Origin of the sequence: Streptomyces sp. NPDC056061 (assembly GCF_042266885.1) — a bacterium.
In the GTDB taxonomy this organism is placed as follows: Bacteria; Actinomycetota; Actinomycetes; order Streptomycetales; family Streptomycetaceae; genus Streptomyces.
Genome location: NZ_JBHJWQ010000003.1, coordinates 21,100 through 39,132, shown reverse-complemented (window position 1 = coordinate 39,132; position 18,033 = coordinate 21,100). Strand labels below are relative to the sequence as shown.

At 71.6% G+C, this 18,033-nt stretch carries 19 protein-coding genes and 3 pseudogenes; 10 read left to right on the top strand and 12 right to left on the bottom strand.

Translation table 11 applies throughout. From position 1 onward, the window contains the following. Positions 1-130 precede the first annotated feature (130 nt). The 4 genes from ACFC79_RS06280 (at position 131) to ACFC79_RS06265 (ending at position 1,937) form a co-directional block, all read left to right on the top strand. Positions 131-334 carry a hypothetical protein gene (locus ACFC79_RS06280; protein WP_376235931.1) on the top strand — a complete coding sequence of 68 codons (204 nt, stop codon included), beginning with the start codon at positions 131-133 and terminating at the stop codon, positions 332-334. After that, complete coding sequence (locus tag ACFC79_RS06275) at positions 331-990, top strand: hypothetical protein (protein ID WP_376235929.1); 660 nt, start codon at positions 331-333, stop codon at positions 988-990. Before ACFC79_RS06280 ends, ACFC79_RS06275 begins: the two co-directional genes overlap by 4 nt. 7 nt (positions 991-997) lie before the next feature. Then, positions 998-1,174 carry a hypothetical protein gene (locus ACFC79_RS06270; RefSeq protein WP_376235928.1) on the top strand — a complete coding sequence of 59 codons (177 nt, stop codon included), beginning with the start codon at positions 998-1,000 and terminating at the stop codon, positions 1,172-1,174. 367 nt (positions 1,175-1,541) lie between these two features. After that, positions 1,542-1,937, top strand: coding sequence for a nitroreductase/quinone reductase family protein (locus ACFC79_RS06265; protein WP_376235925.1), 396 nt, complete (start codon positions 1,542-1,544; stop codon positions 1,935-1,937). A gap of 63 nt (positions 1,938-2,000) precedes the next feature. On the opposite strand, the gene ACFC79_RS06260 is transcribed toward ACFC79_RS06265, so the two are convergent. Then, entirely contained in the window at positions 2,001-3,458 is a 1,458-nt protein-coding gene (locus ACFC79_RS06260) for a flotillin family protein (RefSeq protein ID WP_376236662.1), read from the bottom strand. 135 nt (positions 3,459-3,593) lie between these two features. After that, on the bottom strand, positions 3,594-4,103 hold the full coding sequence (locus tag ACFC79_RS06255) for an NfeD family protein (protein ID WP_376235923.1): 510 nt from the start codon (positions 4,101-4,103) through the stop codon (positions 3,594-3,596). A gap of 476 nt (positions 4,104-4,579) precedes the next feature. On the opposite strand from ACFC79_RS06255, the gene ACFC79_RS06250 reads away from it, so the two are divergent. Then, positions 4,580-5,392, top strand: coding sequence for an alpha/beta hydrolase (locus ACFC79_RS06250; RefSeq protein ID WP_376235921.1), 813 nt, complete (start codon positions 4,580-4,582; stop codon positions 5,390-5,392). Positions 5,393-5,586: 194 nt separating this feature from the next. Further along, on the top strand, positions 5,587-5,859 hold the full coding sequence (locus tag ACFC79_RS06245) for a DUF1876 domain-containing protein (RefSeq protein WP_376235918.1): 273 nt from the start codon (positions 5,587-5,589) through the stop codon (positions 5,857-5,859). A gap of 214 nt (positions 5,860-6,073) precedes the next feature. Here ACFC79_RS06245 and ACFC79_RS06240 read toward each other — a convergent pair whose 3' ends face one another. Continuing rightward, positions 6,074-6,922 carry a GNAT family N-acetyltransferase gene (locus ACFC79_RS06240; protein WP_376235916.1) on the bottom strand — a complete coding sequence of 283 codons (849 nt, stop codon included), beginning with the start codon at positions 6,920-6,922 and terminating at the stop codon, positions 6,074-6,076. 188 nt (positions 6,923-7,110) lie between these two features. Beyond that, positions 7,111-7,875, bottom strand: coding sequence for an SDR family oxidoreductase (locus ACFC79_RS06235; protein WP_376235914.1), 765 nt, complete (start codon positions 7,873-7,875; stop codon positions 7,111-7,113). A gap of 512 nt (positions 7,876-8,387) precedes the next feature. Here ACFC79_RS06235 and ACFC79_RS06230 point away from each other — a divergent pair. Then, on the top strand, positions 8,388-9,902 hold the full coding sequence (locus tag ACFC79_RS06230) for an alpha/beta hydrolase (protein ID WP_376235911.1): 1,515 nt from the start codon (positions 8,388-8,390) through the stop codon (positions 9,900-9,902). Between the two features lie 332 nt (positions 9,903-10,234). On the opposite strand, the pseudogene ACFC79_RS06225 reads toward ACFC79_RS06230, so the two are convergent. Continuing rightward, positions 10,235-10,861 (bottom strand): annotated as a pseudogene (locus tag ACFC79_RS06225) (phosphoribosyltransferase); the annotation flags it as partial. Between the two features lie 219 nt (positions 10,862-11,080). Next, positions 11,081-11,878, bottom strand: a complete 798-nt coding sequence (locus ACFC79_RS06220) for a VOC family protein (RefSeq protein ID WP_376235909.1) — start codon at positions 11,876-11,878, stop codon at positions 11,081-11,083. 98 nt (positions 11,879-11,976) lie between these two features. On the opposite strand from ACFC79_RS06220, the pseudogene ACFC79_RS06215 reads away from it, so the two are divergent. Next, a pseudogene (locus ACFC79_RS06215) lies at positions 11,977-12,066 on the top strand (IS630 family transposase); the annotation flags it as partial. Between the two features lie 99 nt (positions 12,067-12,165). On the opposite strand, the gene ACFC79_RS06210 reads toward ACFC79_RS06215, so the two are convergent. Together ACFC79_RS06210 and ACFC79_RS06205 are read right to left on the bottom strand one after the other, a co-directional pair. Then, the gene (locus ACFC79_RS06210; RefSeq protein ID WP_376235907.1) at positions 12,166-12,639 is read right to left on the bottom strand and encodes a GNAT family N-acetyltransferase; all 474 of its coding nucleotides are present in this window, start codon (positions 12,637-12,639) and stop codon (positions 12,166-12,168) included. Beyond that, complete coding sequence (locus ACFC79_RS06205; protein ID WP_376235904.1) at positions 12,636-13,148, bottom strand: GNAT family N-acetyltransferase; 513 nt, start codon at positions 13,146-13,148, stop codon at positions 12,636-12,638. The genes ACFC79_RS06210 and ACFC79_RS06205 overlap by 4 nt, the downstream gene beginning before the upstream one ends. A gap of 131 nt (positions 13,149-13,279) precedes the next feature. On the opposite strand from ACFC79_RS06205, the gene ACFC79_RS06200 reads away from it, so the two are divergent. Continuing rightward, a complete protein-coding gene (locus ACFC79_RS06200) occupies positions 13,280-13,717 on the top strand; it encodes a GNAT family N-acetyltransferase (protein ID WP_376235902.1) in 438 nt (145 codons plus the stop codon). Here ACFC79_RS06200 and ACFC79_RS06195 read toward each other — a convergent pair. Both ACFC79_RS06195 and ACFC79_RS06190 read right to left on the bottom strand, forming a co-directional pair. Further along, positions 13,693-13,833: a hypothetical protein gene (locus ACFC79_RS06195; RefSeq protein ID WP_376235899.1), complete on the bottom strand. Its 141-nt coding sequence runs from the start codon at positions 13,831-13,833 to the stop codon at positions 13,693-13,695. The genes ACFC79_RS06200 and ACFC79_RS06195 overlap by 25 nt on opposite strands. 176 nt (positions 13,834-14,009) lie before the next feature. Then, positions 14,010-14,387, bottom strand: a pseudogene (locus ACFC79_RS06190) (helix-turn-helix domain-containing protein); the annotation flags it as partial. Positions 14,388-14,584: 197 nt separating this feature from the next. Between ACFC79_RS06190 and ACFC79_RS06185 the strand changes: the two are divergent. After that, positions 14,585-15,643 (top strand): ion transporter, encoded by a 1,059-nt coding sequence (locus ACFC79_RS06185; protein WP_376235897.1) that lies wholly within the window; start codon positions 14,585-14,587, stop codon positions 15,641-15,643. 226 nt (positions 15,644-15,869) lie between these two features. Here the strand turns inward: ACFC79_RS06185 and ACFC79_RS06180 are convergent, their stop codons facing one another. After that, the gene (locus tag ACFC79_RS06180) at positions 15,870-16,553 is read right to left on the bottom strand and encodes a response regulator (protein ID WP_376235894.1); all 684 of its coding nucleotides are present in this window, start codon (positions 16,551-16,553) and stop codon (positions 15,870-15,872) included. Continuing rightward, the gene (locus tag ACFC79_RS06175; RefSeq protein WP_376235892.1) at positions 16,525-17,883 is read right to left on the bottom strand and encodes a sensor histidine kinase; all 1,359 of its coding nucleotides are present in this window, start codon (positions 17,881-17,883) and stop codon (positions 16,525-16,527) included. Before ACFC79_RS06175 ends, ACFC79_RS06180 begins: the two co-directional genes overlap by 29 nt. Between the last annotated feature and the right edge of the window lie 150 nt (positions 17,884-18,033).

Here is an 18,033-nt window from a genome sequence, read left to right as displayed (position 1 = left end):
TCGTCCGGCCGACGGCCGAGGTTGTTCCGCTCAGGTGTCCGCCGATGACGGCCGACTATCCGGCCTGTGAGTGCGATCGGTGCGGTGGCCGCCGTCCGGCCGGGCAGGGGGCGTTGGCGGGTGCGCCGCGATGACAACCTGGCAAGAGCCGGTGATCGAACTGCCTCACTACAGCCTTCCCGACGCTCCCGGCCCGGTCGATGGCTGTGACGTCTGCGCCGCCCTGGCCGACCAGCGGGCGGCGGCACAGCGGGCGGGCGACCTGTCGCGGGTGGTGGACTGCAACGTGGAATTGCGCAGGCACCCGCATCCGAGCCGACGGGGGCGGCGATGACGGTCCGGTCCAGGTACCGGTTCGCGGTGCACGGCATCGGCACCGCACCCCGCGTCCGGTTGCTGATGACGGCCCGGTGCCTCGCCCCCGACTGCGACTGGGCGTTGGTCCCGACCGACGACGAGGACGCGGGCAACATCGCGTGCATGACGCACACGGGCTTGCACTCCGGCCATGACGAGTTCCGACGCGAGTGGTCCGACGTGGCCCTCGTCCGCCGACTGGAGAACGATGTGAGCGCCCAAGTTCCCCGCCGGTACTGCTGGGCCGAGTGCCCGGACTACGACGCGCACTGCGTCCTGCCGCCCGGCCATGACGGCGACCACAGCGACCCGCACGGGAAGAGCCGGGATCTGCCGGTCCTGACATGGCCGCAGGCTCCAGCGCATCTACGGGCGGTCGGGGCGGTCGGTGACAAGACGCAGGGTGGTGAACTGGCGGCTGCGGTACGTGGTGTCGTGGACAGTGCCGCCGTGGTCATGGCCGGCGAGGTGGCTGCGGCACGGTACCCGGACGCACGCGAGCGGTACGCGGCAATGGCGGCGGAGCCCACCGCGTTGCGTGTCAGCCGATTGTGCGCCGTGGCCGTACGCACCTGCGTGGCCGAGGCGCATCGGGGCTGCCGCCTGCCCGGCTGCGAATGCCCGTGCCACTGACCCGCACGTGTCCTGCCCTCGTTGCAGAGGCCCGCTGTCCGCGACGCAGCCCGTCGGCACGTACAGCTGCGCGGTGTGCCGCTACGAGATCGCTGCCGAGGCGTGGCACCTGCACCAACGACTGCTCGCCGAACTCGCTGCGGACGAGGACGGGTTCTTCGCACGGCTGCGGGCGCCGACGTGACGCATCCGCCCGTAAGGAGTTCGTCGTCTGCGCGGGGGAGGGCGGGGACCATGTGTTCCGTCCCGTCGAGGACGAGGACCTGTGTGCCCCGTGTGCTCGCGAGGCGAACCAGGCCCACGGGGCCGCCCGGCGGGCCGAGAGGCAGAACGAACCCGATCCGCTGCCGTGGCGTGAGCGGATCGCGGCGGTCATCGAGAGCGAGCAGAGGCCGGAAGAAGGGCCGTCCAGGTTCTCGCCGCCACGCGTGCTTCCGGAAAACGTTCAGGGCGCGGGGGCGGGGTCCTGACGACCCGGAGAGCGAGAGAGCGCGGGCTTCCCCATTGCTTCCAGGCCGTAAGCTCACGGCCACCGGTGGAAGGAGCGCGCGATGGCGGGCTTTCGGGATATGAGGTTCAGGGCGGTCACTTCGCTCCAGCGGCATGTCGTCAATCCGCTCGCCAGACGGTCGAGGTCGCAGATCCTGCTGGAGACGACCGGCCGTACGTCCGGGCTGCGGCGCAGTACCCCCGTCGGCGGCCGACGCATCGGGCGGGAGTTCTGGCTGGTCTCGGAATTCGGCGAGAGGTCCCAGTACATCCGCAACATCCGGGCCGACCCACGGGTCCGGGTCCGCATCGCGGGACGCTGGTACGACGGGGTGGCACATCCGCTCCCCCAGGACGATGCGCGCGCCCGGCTCAAGACTCTGCCGCGTTACAACAGCGCCGTCGTGCGGGCGGTGGGCGCGGACCTGCTGACCGTGCGGGTGGATCTCGCGGACTGAGTCCGGACATGGGTGTGCCCAGGTGGTGTGTGACCACCTGGGCACGTGAGGGGCGAGCCCCGGTCAGTCGGTGATCTCGATCTTCCCGTCGGCGGGTGCGGCTGCCGGCGTGTCACCCGGCTTCGCGGGCGCGACGGTCGAAGCGGCGTCGGTCGTACCGCTCTTGAGGTTCTTCAGCAGCGAGGCGAGGTCGACCCCGGTGGTGGCGTTGAGGAGTTCCATGCCCTGGGCGACGTTGTCGGTGACCGTGCGCGACAGCCGGCTCGCGCCGTCCGTGGAGATCACGGTCATCTTGTCGACGGCGCTCAGCGGCTCGGACGCCTTGGCGACGACGTTCGGCAGGACCTCGACGAGCATCTGGAGGACCGCCGCGTCGCCGTACCGGGCGAAGGCGTCCGCCTTCTTCTGCATGGCCTCGGCCTCGGCCGAACCCCGTGCCGCGATGGCCGCGGCCTCCGCCTCACCCTCGATGCGCACGGCGTCGGCGAGGGCCGAACGGTGCAGCTTCTCGCCCTCACCGGTCAGGCGGGCGCGCTCGGCGTCCGCCTCGGCCTCCTTGACCTGGGCGATCCGGCGGGCCTCCGCCTCCTGCTCGGCCTGGTAGCGGGCGGCGTCGGCGGGCTTGCGGACCTGCGTGTCGAGCTGACGGTCGGTCAGTGCCGCCTGCCGTGCCGCCACCTTCTCCTGCTCGGTGAGGATGTCCTGCTGACGGGCGGCGTCGGCGAGCGGACCTGCCGCGTTGGCCTGGGCGGCGGCCTCGTCCGTCTGCGCCTTGATCTCGGCCTGCTTCAGGTAGAGGGTCCGCTGCGCGACCGCGATCTCCTCCTCCGCCTTGAGCCGGGCCTGCTCGGCCGCACGCCGGGCGACCGCCTCGGCGATGTCGGCCTCCTGCTTGGCGCGGGCGGCCTCCGGACGGCCGAGGTCCTCCAGGTACGAGCCCTCGGTGGTGATGTCCTGGATCTGGAAGGCGTCGAGGATCAGTCCCTGGCCGGAGAGGCTCGCCTCGGCCTCCTCGGCGACCTGGCTGGCGAACGCCGCCCGGTCGCGGATGATGTCCTCGACCGACATCCGGCCGACGATGGCGCGCAGCGCACCGGAGAGCACTTCCTGGGTGAAGCGGACGATGCCGTCCTGCTGCTGGAGGAAACGCTGGGCCGCGGCCCGGATCGTATCCTCGCTGCCGCCCACCTTGACGATCGCGACGCCGTCGAGGTTGGACTTCACCCCGCGCAGGGTCACCGCGCCGCGCACGGCCACCGGGATCTGCCGGCTGGACAGGTCCAGGGTGAACTTCTGCTGGACGAACGGGACCACGAAGACCCCGCCGCCGACGACGACCTTCTGGCCGCTGTTGTCGATGCTGGTGCGGCCGGTCACCGGGTCCGTCGACTTCTTGCCGCGGCGTCCGGTGATGATGAACGCCTCGCTGGGCCCGGCGACCTTGTAGCGGGTGATGACGGCGAGGGCGAGGAATACCAGGAGTACGACGACTCCGATGACGGCGATCACGACTGGGCTCATGGACATGTCCCCCCTGCCTCCCTGAGGGGACGGCAGTTCGAGTCGGGCGGTACGGGCGCGGGCCGGTGCGGCGCACCGCGGGTGTGTCGGGTCGGGCGGTACGGCATGGCGCACCGCGGGTGTGTCGGTCGGGGGTCAGCGCTCGACGGGGCGGACCGCGACCGAGGTGGTCGACAGCGCGGCCTCCACCCAGACCTCGGTGCCGCGTTCGACCGGCACCGGACTCTTCGCCGCCAACTTCACCGGTTGGCCGCCGAGTCGCAGCAGGACCTCGCCGTAGCCGTTGGCCGGGATGGCCGTGACGACCGAGCCGGACGTGCCGACCAGATCGTCGCCGCGCGGCGTGGAGTCGGTCTGGTCCCGCATCAGGACTTTGCTGAACTTCCAGATCAGCGTAGCCGCGAAGATTCCGGCGAGACCTCCGGCGACGATCGCGGCCATGGTGCCGAGTCCGGTGGTGCCGAGCACGATCGCGCCTCCGAAACCGAGCATCGAGAGGAAACCGGCGATGACCGGGAGGGACAGCAGGCCGTCGAAGAAACCGCTCAGGGCGCCCCCGAAGAGGCCCTCGAATATGCCGTCGAAGATCAGGGACAGGACGAGCAGGACGATTCCCGCAATACCGAGACCGAGGAACAAGGTCACACGATCACCTCTCCCGGTCCCCGAAATCCCCCGAACATGCTTCCCCCGAACATTTCCGTCGAGCTGGCTGGATGATCCCATATACGCACGGTCGTGCACACTGCCGAGATCCGGAAATCTTTTACCCGTCCTTTATGCCGGATCATTGCCGGAGGGCACGTTCGGCAATCGGGTGCGTCCCGGAGTCGCACCCGTACCTGTCTTCACGCTCGCGTCCGGGCTTCGGTTGCGGTCGTGTTCAGGTTTCGGGGCTCCGACCGCGTCCCGGTCGCGGCCGGAGCCCCGTCCGGGGCCATGGCCGGGCGGGTACGGCCCGTGGCGGGCACGAATCGCGGGCCGCGTTCGTCCACACCCTGTGGACGACGGGGCGTGCGCCGGACACCGCGGTCGGGGCAGTCCGGCACACACCGCCGCGCCCGGTGCGGCATCCCCGTCACGAACCGGCCTCCACGCCAGGAGGCAGGCAGGAGAGGCGTATGACAGACCGAGGACCGACGCCGTCCGCGGCCGTGCTCCTGCTGCACGGCGGCCGCGAGACCGGCCTGGGGCCCCCGCCGCCCGGCCCGCTGAACCTTCCCGGCCTGCGGATGCTGCCGTTCGCCCGGGTCGTCGCCGGGGCACCGGGCGAGGAACTGGGGGACGACGTCCTGGTGCGCTCCGTCCGCTACTCCCACCAGGGCTGGAACGGCCCCCGCGAGGACCCGCTGCACGACGCGACGGACGCCCTCGACGCCCTGCGGGACGAGGCGGGCGAGATCCCGGTGGTCCTGCTCGGCCACTCGATGGGCGCCCGCGCCGCCCTGCGTGCCGCCGGGCATCCGCTGGTGCGCGGCGTGGTGGGCCTCGCCCCCTGGTGCCCGGCGGACGACCCGGTCGCCCAGCTCGCCGACCGCGACGTGATCCTGGTCCACAGCACCCGCGACCGGATCACGAGCCCCCGGGAGTCCCAGTCCTTCACCGTCCGCGCCCGTCGCGCCGGGGCCCGCGCCTGCCTGGTCGCGATCCGGGGGAGCGACCACGCGATGCTGCGCCGCGCCGGGTCCTGGCACACGCTGACGGCCCGGATCGTCGCCGGCCTGCTGGGCATGGCCCCGCTGCCCGAGGAGATCGCGACGGCGTTCCGGCTTCCGTCGGCCGCCCCGGCGACGCACGGCACGCTCGACTTCGACCGCCTCGATCCCGCGCGCACCCCGCCCGCCTCGCCGTCCCCGGCCCCCTCCGCGCGCCCTTCGGCGTCCCCGCCCCCGGACCTGCCCCCGGCCTTCTCGCCCGGCCCGGCCGGGAAGTGAGGGGGTGGGAGCGGAAGTGAGGGGGTAGGAGCGGACGCGGCGGGGGCGGACACGGCAGGACCGGGCCGGTGTCGGCGGGCCGCCTGCGGCGGGGGGCGCGGTATCCGCTCCGTGCGTGGGGGCGTTCCGTGGTGCAGGGGCGCCGGAACGGGCGCACCCTGGTAGATGCACACCCTGGTGAAGAGGTGATCGAGATGACGCACACAGCCGTCGGTTGGCATGTGGATCTCGAATTCGAGGAGGACACCCGCCGCACCCGTGCCGCCGCCCTGGTGAGACTGCCGGACGGCAACGAGGTGAGGGCCCACGGATACGCGAGCCGTCACCCCTCCGACAAGGACCAGCCGAGGGTCGGCGAGGAGATCGCGGGAGCCAGAGCGCTCAACGAACTGGCGATGAAGATGCTGACCAAGGCACACGACGAGATCGACGAGGCATCCGGCAGGACATCGCACCCGCTGAGCTGAGGACATCGCACCCGCTGAGCTGAGGACATCGCACCCGCTGAGCTGAGGACGTCACACCTGCTGAGCCGAGGGGGACACATGGCCCCGCTCGGCTGAAGGCACCCGTTGCCCTTGTCGCACCTGTCGCAACCGCTCGGCCGAGTGCGTCGTATCCGCGCCCGGCCGAGGGCGGCTCCGGCAGTCCGGCCGGGGACGGCTGCCCGGTCGGGCGGCCTCAGCCCAGTTCGAGGCTGGTGATGCCGAAGAGTCCGGCGTGGTCGATGTCCGGCGACGGGCCGGTGTACATCCGGGCGGTCTCGAACGACGGGCTGAGGCCCAGCCGTTCCACGAGCCGCACGGCCGCCGGGTTGACGTCGGGGACGTCGACCGCCACCGGGGTGTCCGGATCGGCGGCGGCGAGTGCGCCGATCAGGGCGCCCGCCACCTCGGGCGACTCCGCGTACACGGGGCCGATCCGCGATGCCGTGCGGCAGGGGCGCCGCACGGCGAGGCCCCGGAGTTCCCCGTCGCGGACGGCGGCGAGCGGGATACGGGCGGGGTCGGCGATCCACGGCGCGAGGAAGCTGTCGCGCTCGGCGGGGAAGAACCGGCGGTCGTAGGCGGCGAGCCGGTCGAAGGGGATGGTGCGGGCGTCGACCAGGACGGTGCCGGGCGGGGCGGTCGGCGCATCGACCGGATGCCCCTCCCAGCGCATATTGGTCCAGAAGGAACGGAACCCGGACTTACGGTAGTTGGGCTGCTGGGCGACCACGCCGTCGAGTCCGACGTTGCGGCCTTCCAGCCGTGCCATGCCCGCCTGCCAGGTCCGGAGGCCGTAGCCGCGACCGCGCAGTTCCGGCCGGGTGAGGTAGAAGCCGAGGAACCCGAAGCCGGTGCCGTAGCGGACCACGGAGACGCAGGAGATCGGATCGCCGTCGAGCCGACCGACGAGGAAGCCGCGCGGGTCGGCGGCGAAGAAGGCGTGGCGGTCGGTCAGTCCCGGGTTCCAGCTCTCCTCATGGGCCCATTCGGCCAGCATCGTGAGGTCGTCGGCGCTCGCTGTGGTGATCTCGAAGTTCGGCACGGGGCACCTGTACCCGGGTGCGGATCGGCTCAATGGTGGATTTTTCGTCACCGTTCGCCATTCCTCCTGAGGACTCAGGAACGTTGCGTTCCGCTCGCCGGGACCGACGCGGGCGTCGGCCACGCCCCCCGCCCGCGCTCCGGTCACCGCCTGCCCGACGACGCTCCGGTCGCCGCCCGCCCGTGAACTCAGCGCCCGCCCGCGACCCGCAGGACGGCCCCGGTCGCATAGGACGCCTCGCCGGACAGGAGCCAGGCGACGGCTGCCGCGATCTCCGTCGCCGCCCCCGGTCGGCCGAGGGGGATTCCGGCCGCGGCGGCGTGCGCCCGGTCCGGGTCGCCCGCAGTGGCGTGCATATCGGTGTCGATCATCCCGGGGGCGACGGCGTTGACCCGGATGCCGTCCGGTCCCAGCTCCTTGGACAGCCCGACCGTCAGGGCGTCCACCGCGGCCTTCGTCGCCGCGTAGTGGACGAAGTCCCCGGGGCTGCCGAGGGTGGCGGCTGCCGAGGAGACGTTGACGATCGCGCCCGACCCGGTGGCCGCCATGTCCTTCGCGGCCCGGCGGCAGCACAGCAGCACGCCGAGCAGATTCACGTCGAGCACGCGGCGCAGGGTGTCGGTGGTGGTGTCGGCGAGCCGTCCGAGCGGCCCGGTCACACCGGCGTTGTTGACCAGTCCGGTGACCGGGCCGAGCCGGTCGGCGGCGGTGTCGAAGAGCCGCTCCACATCGGCTTCCACGGCGGTGTCCGCCCGTACCGTGACGCAGCGCGCGCCGTGGTCCCGGACCGCGGCGGCGGTCCGCTCGGCGGCCCCGGCGTCGCTGACGTAGCCCAGCACGAGGTCGTGCCCGTCGGACGCCAGACGGACGCAGGTCGCCGCACCGATGCCCCGGCTGCCGCCGGTGATGACGGTGACGGGGCGGGGCCGCGGAGTGTTGTCCTCGATGGCCACTGGAACCTCTCGTTCTCGGGGAGAACCGTTCGGACCGGTCGTGCCGGTCACCCCGGTGGTGCTGGTCGTATCGGTGGTGCTGGTGGTTGCGGTGGTGCTGGTCGTATCGGTGGTTCCGGTGGTGCTGGTCGTGCCCGTGGTGCCCGTGGCGCCGTGGTCGGTACGCGGATTGTATGGAGCTGCCGCCGCTCGGGTGGCGTGCGCGGCCCGGCGCCGCCGGGTGGCGCCGCCGTTGGAGTGGAGCGGGCGCGGCCGTTGGCGTGGGTACGCCGCGGGGAGCCCGCGGGTGTCTAGGGTCGACGGCTGACGGACCGCTGTCGGCGTGCCCCGGGTTGAATCGCCCGACGCCGGTGACGGCTCCTCCTCAACGGCGTTCCCCTGCCATCGCCTCGCATTGCGGTGGCAGGGGGCGCCGACCGGCTGGTGCCGCGGCGGGGCCGGGGGATTGCCCCACCGCGGGGTCTCGTGCCTGCCGGATGGGCCGACGAGCCCGGCGCGGCAAGGCTTGTCGCATGAAGACCAACCGCAGGACCCTCACGTTCGCCGCCCTGACCGCCACCGTCGCGGTCACCACCCTGACCGGGGCCGCAACTCCGCCGGCACACGCCGGCGACTCCTTACCGGCACTCGACTGGAAGCCCTGTGCCCGGGCGGACGGGCCCGCCGCACAGGAGTGTGCCGAGCTGCCCGTGCCGCTCGACTACCGGGCCCCGGACGGTCCGAGCATCTCGCTCGCGGTGACCCGGGTGCGCAGCGACCGCCCCTCGGCGCGGCGCGGGACGCTGCTGGTGATCCCCGGCGGTCCCGGTTCGTCCGGGGTGCAGCGGGTGACGCAGAAGGGGGAGGAACTGCTGCGGGAGACGGGGGGCCGGTACGACATCGTGGGCCTCGACCCGCGCGGCGTCGGCGGCAGCCCGAAGGCGAGCTGCGAACTCGCCCCGGAGGACCGGGATTTGGTGAACCTCCGGTCCTGGCCCGCCGCCGACGGCTCGATCACCGGGAACGTGGAGCGGTCGCGGCGGACCGCCGAGGCGTGCGCCCGCAACGGTGGGGCGATGCTGCGCGGCCTCACCACGGCCAACGAGGTGCGGGACATCGACCGCTTCAGGCAGGCCCTGGGCGAGGAGAAACTGTCCGCCTGGGGGACCTCGTACGGCACCTACGTGGGTGCGGTGTACGCCCAGAAGTACCCCGGCCGCACGGACCGTTGGGTGCTCGACAGCAACGATGACCCCGATCCGTCCCGGGGCGCGCGCGGCTGGCTGGCGAACATGGCGGTGGGCACGGAGGACCGGTTCCCCGACTTCGCACGGTGGGCCGCGGACCCGGCCCGGGAGGCGGAGGGGCTGCGACTCGCCGAACGGGCCGAGGACGTACGCCCGTGGGTGCTCGCGCTGGCCGCACGACTGGACCGTGAGCCGAAGGAGTCCACCACGCCCGGTGTGCCACTGACCGGCAACCGTCTGCGGCAGGCGCTGCAGAACGCGCTGTACGACGACGACTTCTTCGCCCCGTTGGCCACGCTGCTCCGGGCGGCCGCGGACGCCTCCGCGAAGCCGGTCCTGCCCGCCGCGCTGGCCCAGCCGCTCCCGGACCCGGACGCCGCCGTCACGATCGCCGTGATCTGCAACGACGTCCGCTGGCCGGCCGCGGACCCGGCGTACCGGCGCGCCGTGGCCCGCGCCGTGGCCGAGGACCGTGCCGAGCACCCGCTCTCGGCCGGGATGCCGAGGAACATCACCCCCTGCTCCTTCTGGAAGGACGCCCCGGCCGACCGGCCGGCCAGGATCACCGACGAGGGGCCGTCCAACATCCTCATGATCCAGAACCTGCGCGACCCGGCGACCCCGTACTCCGCGGCGATGAAGATGCGCCGGGCCTTCGGCGACCGGGCCCGCATGGTCGCTGTCGACCACGGTGGGCACGGCGTCTACCTGGGGAACGGCAACGCCTGCGGGGACCGCGCGGTCACCACGTTCCTGACGACGGGAGTCCGGCCGGAGCGGGACACACTCTGTCCGAACTGACCGCCGGAACCCGCCCGAACCGACCGCCGGAACCCTCCCGAATCGACCGCCGGAACCCGCCCGAACTGACCGCCGGAACTGACCGCCGGAACCCGCCCGAATCGACCGCCTGAACCCGCCCGAATCGACCGGAGCCGTGTGAACCGACCGGTGGAAGCCTGCGCGAACCGACCGGAGCCGTGTGAACCGACCGACCGGAACCGTGTGAACCCCTCCGGCGGGGAGTGGCCCGCTCCCCGCCGGAGGGGCCTGCCGCGTCCCGTGCCGCCGCGGTTCCGAGCGGGCTCTCAGCCGTCCTCGTCGGTGCCGGGCGTGACGTGCCCGCCGTCCCGGGCCCGGGCCAGCAGCGCGACGACCTCCTCGTCCGAGGTCTGCGAGAAGTCGCGGTACCACTCCCCGACGGCGCGGAACAGACGGGGCACGGACAGGCACACCACCTCGTCCGCGCACCTCCGGAGCCGGTTCAGCGCGTCCGGCGGCGCCACCGGGACGGCGGCCACCACGCGCGCCGGGGCCTGTTCCCGGACCACCCGGCAGGCCGCCTCGGCGGTGGCGCCGGTCGCGACACCGTCGTCCACGACGATCACGGTCCGGCCCTCGACCGGCATGCGGGGCCGGCCCGCCCGGTACGCCTGGGCGCGCCGCACCAGTTCCGTCGCCTCGACCCGCTCGACCGCGGCCAGATCCTGTTTCCCGGCCCGCAGATGGCTGACGACGTCCTCGTTGACGACCCGCACCCCGCCCTCGCCTATGGCGCCGAACGCCACCTCCTCGTGGTGCGGTACGCCGAGTTTGCGGACCACGATCACGTCGAGCAGTCCGCCGAGCGTCTGCGCCACCTGGAAGGCCACCGGGACCCCGCCGCGCGGCAGGCCCAGCACGATGGGGTGTTCACGCTCCAGATGACGCAGTGCCTCGGCAAGTTGCTGTCCCGCGTCCGCGCGATCGACGAAGAGCACGGTGCCTCACCCCCGGACGAGGGGACCGACAGGGAAGGACGGGGGACGGGGATTGAGGGGACGGGGCGGGCGACCGTTGTCGCACGGGCTCCCGCGGTACCCGCCTCACGTCACGGGTGCCGCCCGTCTCCTCTTCGAACCAACCCCATGTGCGCGGGCCCCGCAACTCGGGCGGGGCCCGCGGGGGACGGCCTCGCCCGTCACCCGGTCGCGGCCGGGTCAGGACACCGGCGACATCCTGGGCATGTCGCCCTCGGTCGTGTCGACGTCGATCACGGAGAACGCCGCACCCTGCGGATCCGTCAGCGCCGCGAACCGGCCGAACGGCATGCTCATCGGGCCGAACCGCAGGATCGCGCCGCGCTCGGTCGCCCTCGCCACGGCCGCGTCGCAGTCCGCGACGGTGAAGTACACGTTCATGTGCGGCGGCACCTCGGGCGGGAAGTCGTCGCCCATCCGCATCCGCCCCAGGACCGTCGCGTCACCGAGGTTGTACAGCCTGAAGTCGACGTGCTCGTCGGCCATGCGCATCATGCTGTACGGGAACACGGCGGAGAAGAAGGCGTCGGCCTCCTCCGGCTTCCGGGTGAAGATTTCGGACCAGCAGTACGCGCCGGGCACCCTCTGTGCCTCGAAGCCCTCGTGGGAGCCCGCCTGCCAGACGCCGAAGACGACGCCGGAGGGGTCGCGGGCCATCAGCATCGTGCCGAAGTCGCCGACCCGCATCGGGTCCATCAGCGTCTCGCCGCCGTTGTCGCGGATCTTCGTGGCGGTGGCGTCGGCGTCCGATGCGGCGAGGTACAGGCACCAGGCCGCCGGGGTCTCCTGGCCGGGCATCGGCGGCACGACGGCCGCGACCGCCTTGCCGTCGGCGTACGCCTGCGTGTAGTTGCCGTACTCCTCCGCCGACTCGCCGAACGTCCAGCCCAGCACGTCACCGTAGAAGCTCTTGGCCGCTTCGAGATCGGGGAACATCGCGTCGGCCCAGCACGGCGTGCCCTCCGGTTGTACAGCCATGGCTCCTACTCCTTCGCGCTCGGCGGATTCGCCCGATACATCCGGTATGTCCGGCTCATCCACAGTCCCACGCCAGTGCTGTGACCGCATGAGGTCCGCTCCGCGCCGCCCGGCCCGACGGCGCACCGATCCACGTGATCCTGGACGACCTGTCCGCCCACAAAGGCACCGACATCCGCCGCTGCGCGCTCGCATCCGCAGCGAGAAGGGCATCCGCTGGGGCGGACTCCCACTCGCCAACGCGGCGTAACCGCCGGGCACGCCATGCGGCTCGTCGGCGGCGCGGTTCACCGGGCGTGGGCGGGTGTCCAGCGAAGGGTCATGTCCGGCAGGTTCTCCATGTTGCGGTCGCCGTCGCTGGTGTCGAGGACGGTGAAGCCGTGGCGCTCGTAGAACGCGCGGGCTTCGGTGTTCTGCTGAAAGACGTGCAGGGACACCCCGTCCGGGCTGTGTCGCCTGACCTCGTTGAGCAGTAGCGTGCCGATGCCCTGCCGACGGACGTCGGGGCGCAGATAGAGGTGTTCGAGCATGTCGCCGTCAAGGGCGGCATAGCCGGTGATCTCTGTATCACGCACTGCGACCCAGGTGCGGCATTGCTTGAGCAGGACGTCCCGGACCCATCGGGTCACCTGCTCGTGATTGCGTTTCTGCGGCGGCAGATAGGGCATGGTCGCCGACCGAGAAGTCATGTGGATGTGCGCGATCACGCCTGCGTCCGCCTGCGCCGCGAATCGAACCCGAGTTTTTCCGTCGTCACTCACGCCGGGAACCTACAGTTCATCAGGTCCTTGGCCATGACCCGTTCCCTACCCAGGCCATCAGGCAGGAGGTCACCCGGCACACCGGTGTCCGTGAAGCCGTGGCGCTCGTAGAGAGCGGCAGCCCTCTTGTTGTCCGGCATCACGGACAAGCGCAGAGACTTGGCACCTCGCTCCGCGGCCCACCGTGCAACCTCCCGGATCAGGCAGTCGCCGACCCCTCTGCCCCGGGCCGCGGGACTGACCCACATCGAGATCAGCTCAACGCTGTCCTCTGCCTGCTCGACTGGAACGCCGCTGGCCATGCCCGCAGGACGACCATCAACCATCGCAACGACATTGTGTGCGCCGGGAATCTCCAGACGGGCACGCCAGCGGTCTTCGCGATCACCGGTTCCCTGCCACTGGGCAAGCGTCGACCCGAACGCGTAGGGCGCCTCCGCCAGGGCTGCCTGCCGCAGTTCCCGCCAGATCGGCCAGTCGTCTGATTCCAAAGTGCGCAGTTCAAACATGACGCAGACTCTGCCGCACTGACGGAAGCAACATGGTGGTAAGGACGGCTATTCGTCAGGGGTGAGTGGTCGGCAGCGACCCATCCTGCTGGAGTGACTGTGCAGTGTCGGTCGACGGATAGGCTCCTGGCATGGACATCCGTGTAGAGATCATCCGGGCGGCGAGTCAGGAGCTCGTCGACGCTTTCGGCAGGTTGCTTCCGCAGTTGTCTTCGACCGCCAAGCCCCTCGACTACGAAGCGCTCGACCGGATGGTGACTTGTGATGCCAACACCGTGCTCGTTGCCCGCACTCCTGACTCGATCGTCGGCACCCTGACGCTGGTGCTGTTGCCCTTGCCGTCCGGCTTGCGCGCCCGCGTCGAAGACGTGGTCGTGGACAGCGCGGCACGAGGCCAGGGAGTCGCGGGCCTTCTCACCCAGGAGGCCCTGCGGCTCGCCCGGGAAGCGGGTGCCCGGACGGTTGATCTCACTTCCCGACCGGATCGTGCGGCGGCGAACCGACTGTATGAGCGTCTCGGCTTCCAGGTCAGGCAGTCCACGGTCTACCGCTTCGCGATCGACGCGTAGGCGAGGTAGTCGGGGCCGGCTTGTTCCGCGTAGCGCATCGCGGTGGTGGCGCTGATGCCCAGGGCATTCGCGAGGACGGAGGGCGGGGCCTCGCGGATCATCTGCAAAACAGGCACGCGACCGGGCTGCCAGGGGCCGGATGCCGATCGCACGGAGGATATTCGCGACTGCGTTGACGTGCATCGGGCGGCCCGGCATGAAGCCGGGAATCAGCAGTTGGGAGGTGGGGTTCGCAGCTGTGTTGAGCCCCGGTCGGGCCGTGAGGTGAACGCGGATCAGGGCTGCCGCCGGTGTGGACTTTCCGCAGGTGGGCGACGAGCTTGCGCAGGGACCAGCGGCTGAAGGGCTGGCCGAGTTTGGTGGGGTGGGTGGTGGCCGTCTGGATGACGAAGTCTTCTTCTTCAGGGCCGAGTTGGCGGGTACGGCCTCCCGCCCACCGAGGGGCCGGGGCCAGGCCGATTTCGTCGAACCGGTGGATCACGTCCCGGACGGTGTCCTCGTCGGTCTGCACCAGCTGGGCAATCACCGGCTCCCGGTTCCCGCCGGCCGAGGCCGGCAGCATCGTCGTGCGCCGACAGCGCACCGAGGTGGTGCTGCCCCGGCGCACGATCTGCTGCGGCTTCTGCCCCTCCTGGCCGGTCGGTCTGCGCATACGGACAGGCTCGGCCACCGCACCTCCAGCGCTCGGATCGGACGTCACCGCATGTCCAGCCGCCACGACCACCAACTCGGCGAACCCATGCGGTCCCAGCACCGGCCATGCGGACGCGGAGGCGCGCGCCGGAGAGGTCGTAAGATCCACTTCTGCCGGTGAGCGGGAGCCGGCCTGCGGGGGCACCGTACGTCTGCGAGGAGACACGTCACACCATGTCCGACCAGGTCGCCGCACCCTTACGGCGTGCGATCGCCGTGCGCAGCCGCGGAATCGTGGACTCCCCGGCCTTCACCGGTGCCGTGTTCTGTCTCATCGTGACCAACGCGGCGCTGCTGGGCGTCGAGACGTACAGCGGTGTCGTGCAGCAGTGGCACGGTGCGCTCAAGACGACGGAGCACGCCTTTCTCGCCGCGTTCACCGTCGAGATCCTGTTGCGGGCCGCCGCCCATGCCGACCGGCCCCGGGACTTCTTCCGTGACCCGTGGAACGTGTTCGACGTGCTCGTCGTCGTGCTCGCCTTCCTGCCGTTCGCCCGCGAGAACGCCACGGTGCTGAGACTGCTGCGGCTGGCCCGGGTGTTGCGGGCCGCGCGTTTCCTGCCCCAGCTCCGCATCGTGATCGTGGCAGTGGGCAAGAGCCTGCCCGGCACGCTGAGCTTTCTGCTCGTCGGCACGCTCCTGCTCTACGTCTACGCCATGGTCGGCTGGGTGTTCTTCGCCGCGGACAACCCCGAGCACTTCGGCTCGCTCGGCCGCGCGGCACTCAGTCTCTTCCTCCTCATCACGCTCGACGGCCTCGGGGACGCGGTCCGCGACGGGCTGGAGATATCCCGCTGGACGATCGTCTACTTCGCGTCGTTCGTTCTCCTCGGCTCGTTCCTGCTCGTCAATCTCCTCATCGGAGTGGTCATCAACTCTCTCGAAGAGGCAAGGGAGTTGGAGAAGGAGCGCGATCGGATGGAGGAGGCCGGGCAGCGACCGCACCCGGACGGCGGTGACGTCCGGGAAGACGCCGGGGGCTCCGGCGCCGACGGGCCCGTCACAGGTCTCGGGGCCGTCGACGTCATGGGCGCGGTGGGGGCCATGGGCGCGGTGGGGGCCATGGAGGCCATCGACACCGCGGAGTCGGCCGAGGCGTTGCGGGTCCAGATCGCCGCTGCCCGAAGGGCGCTGGACGGCATCGAGGCGAGCCTCGGACGAACCGGACGTCCCTGCACCTGCGGGGGAGTCGGAGAGGAACGACTCGTGGCGGTCGCGGAACCCGCCCCGTAGGCGGCGCCGCCGAACCGTCACCACCGAACATCGTGCCGTCGTGCCGGCGTTGTCGGGTTCGGGTCGTCCAACCGGTGCCGCCGGGCATCGTGCCGCCGGACAACGTGCCCTCGAACCGGCGCCGTTGTGGTCGCGCCGTCGAGGTCATGCCGCTGCGTGGACGTGTGTCCCGACCGGCGGCCGGGACACACGTCTCAGCCGGTGCCGCCCGCGACCGTGACGCCCCTCATCCGTCGCCCGGCTGCGGAAGGTTCACCCGCACCAGGCCCGACTGGTAGGCCATGGCGACGAGTTGGGCCCGGTGCCGCGCCCCCAGCTTCGTCATCGCCCGTCCGACGTGGGTGCGCACCGTCAGCGGGCTGACGTGCATCCGCGCGGCGATCTCGTCGTTCGACAGGCCCTCGGCGACCTGCGCCATGACCTCGCGCTCGCGTGCCGTGAGGACGTTCAGGACCTCGGGCGCGGCGACTCTGCCTTCGGGAAGGGCCAGGTATCGGTCGATCAGGGCCCGGGTCGCGGTGGGCGACAGCAGGGTGTCGCCCACCGCGACGGTGCGGATGGCGGCCAGCAGCTCCTCGGGGGCGACGTCCTTGCCGAGGAACCCGCTGGCGCCCGCGCGCAGGGCCCGGGTCACGTACTCGTCGATCTCGAACGTGGTGAGGATCAGGATGCGGGTCTCGTGCAGGTCCTCGTCGCGGCAGATCCGCTCCGTCGCCCCCACCCCGTCGAGCCCCGGCATGCGGATGTCCATCACGACGACATCGGGTCGCGTGGCCCGGGCCTGTTCCACCGCCTCCCGGCCGTCCGCCGCGACACCGACGACCTCCATGTCGTCGTTCGCGTCGATCAGCAGCCGGAAGGTTCCGGCCAGCAATGCCTGGTCATCGGCCAGCAGTACCCGGATGGTCACCGTGCCGTCCTCTCGTCCCGTCGTCGTCCCGGTGGGGCGCGGACCTGTCCGCCCCCGTCTCCCCCCGTGCCTCCTCCTCCGCCCGTTCCTCCCTCTCGTCCTCTTTCTCTTCCTCCGCCTCCTTCTCCTTCTCCTTCTCCTTCTCCTCGGCCTCCGCCTCCAGCGGGAGTTCCGTGGTCACTTCGAAGCCACCGGTCTCCCGGTGCCCGGCGGAAAGCCGCCCGCCGACGGACAGGGCCCGTTCCCGCATGCCGATGAGGCCGTACCCGGCAGTGCCCGCCGCCCGCGAGCCGTCCCCGTCGTCGCTGACCGTGAGCGTGAGCAGTCGGCGCGAGTAGCCGAGCCGGACCGAGGCCGTCGCGGAGTCCGCGTGCTTGGTGACGTTGGTCAGCGCCTCCTGCACGATCCGGTACGCGGTGAGGTCCGTGCCCGGCGACAACGGCCGCACCGTCCCCTCCACCGACACCTGGACGACCAGGCCCGTCTGCTCGAACGATGCGATCAGCTCGGGGAGCTGGGCGAGGCCGGGGGAGGGCTCCAGGGGCGTCTCCGGGTCGCCCTCGCTGCGCAGCAGACCCACGGTCGCCTTGAGTTCGCGCAGCGCCGATGAGGTGGTCCCGGCGAGCTGGTCCATCATCTGCTGCGCCTGGGCCGGCCGGGTGCGCAGCAGGTACGAGGCGGTGGATGCCTGGGCGTGGGCGAGGGCGATGTGGTGCGCGACGATGTCGTGGAGTTCGCGGGCGATCCGGGTGCGTTCCTCGCTCACCCGGTGGCGTGCCTCCTCCTCACGGGTGCGTTCGGCGAGTTCGGCCCGCGCCTCCACGGCGGCCACGTAGTCGCGGCGGCTGCGCACCGACTCGCCCACCGCGCCCGCCAGCAGCACGCAGGACAGGATGCCGATCTGGTCGGGCCGCAGCAGTGCGCCATGCCCCCAGAAGATGGAGACGACGGCGAGGGCGACGGTCGCCCCGGCCGTGTACACCGTGGTTGTGCGCAGGTCCGTGCGCAGGGCCAGCAGGTACAGGGCGACCAGCGCGGCACCGGCGACGCTGGGGCTGGGGTCGGAGCCGATGGCGTTGCTCATCAGCCCGAGGGCGCCCCCGCACGCCGTGGTCACCACCACCACGGCGCGCGGATGGGCGCGGTGGCCCAGCAGCAGGACGAGGGAGGGCACCGCGGCGGCCAGGCAGAAGGCGAGCGTCGGCGCACGGACGATCCGGGCGCCGGTCAGGGTGCTGGAGAAGACCGCGAAGATCCACAGCAGCACCGCCACCGCCACATCGATGGTCCGGGGGTGCTGTCGGGTCCACTGCCGCCAGTCGGTGAACATGAAAGGCTTCTTTCCTTCTCGGCCACCACCATGGTCGCCGACCCGTCCGTCGGACGTGAGGTGTCGGGGCCGCCCGCCGCGGTATCCGGCGAACGGCCCCGAGACCCCGGCCCCGTCCGTTCCCGTACCCGGTGCCGGTCGTGCTCGGGG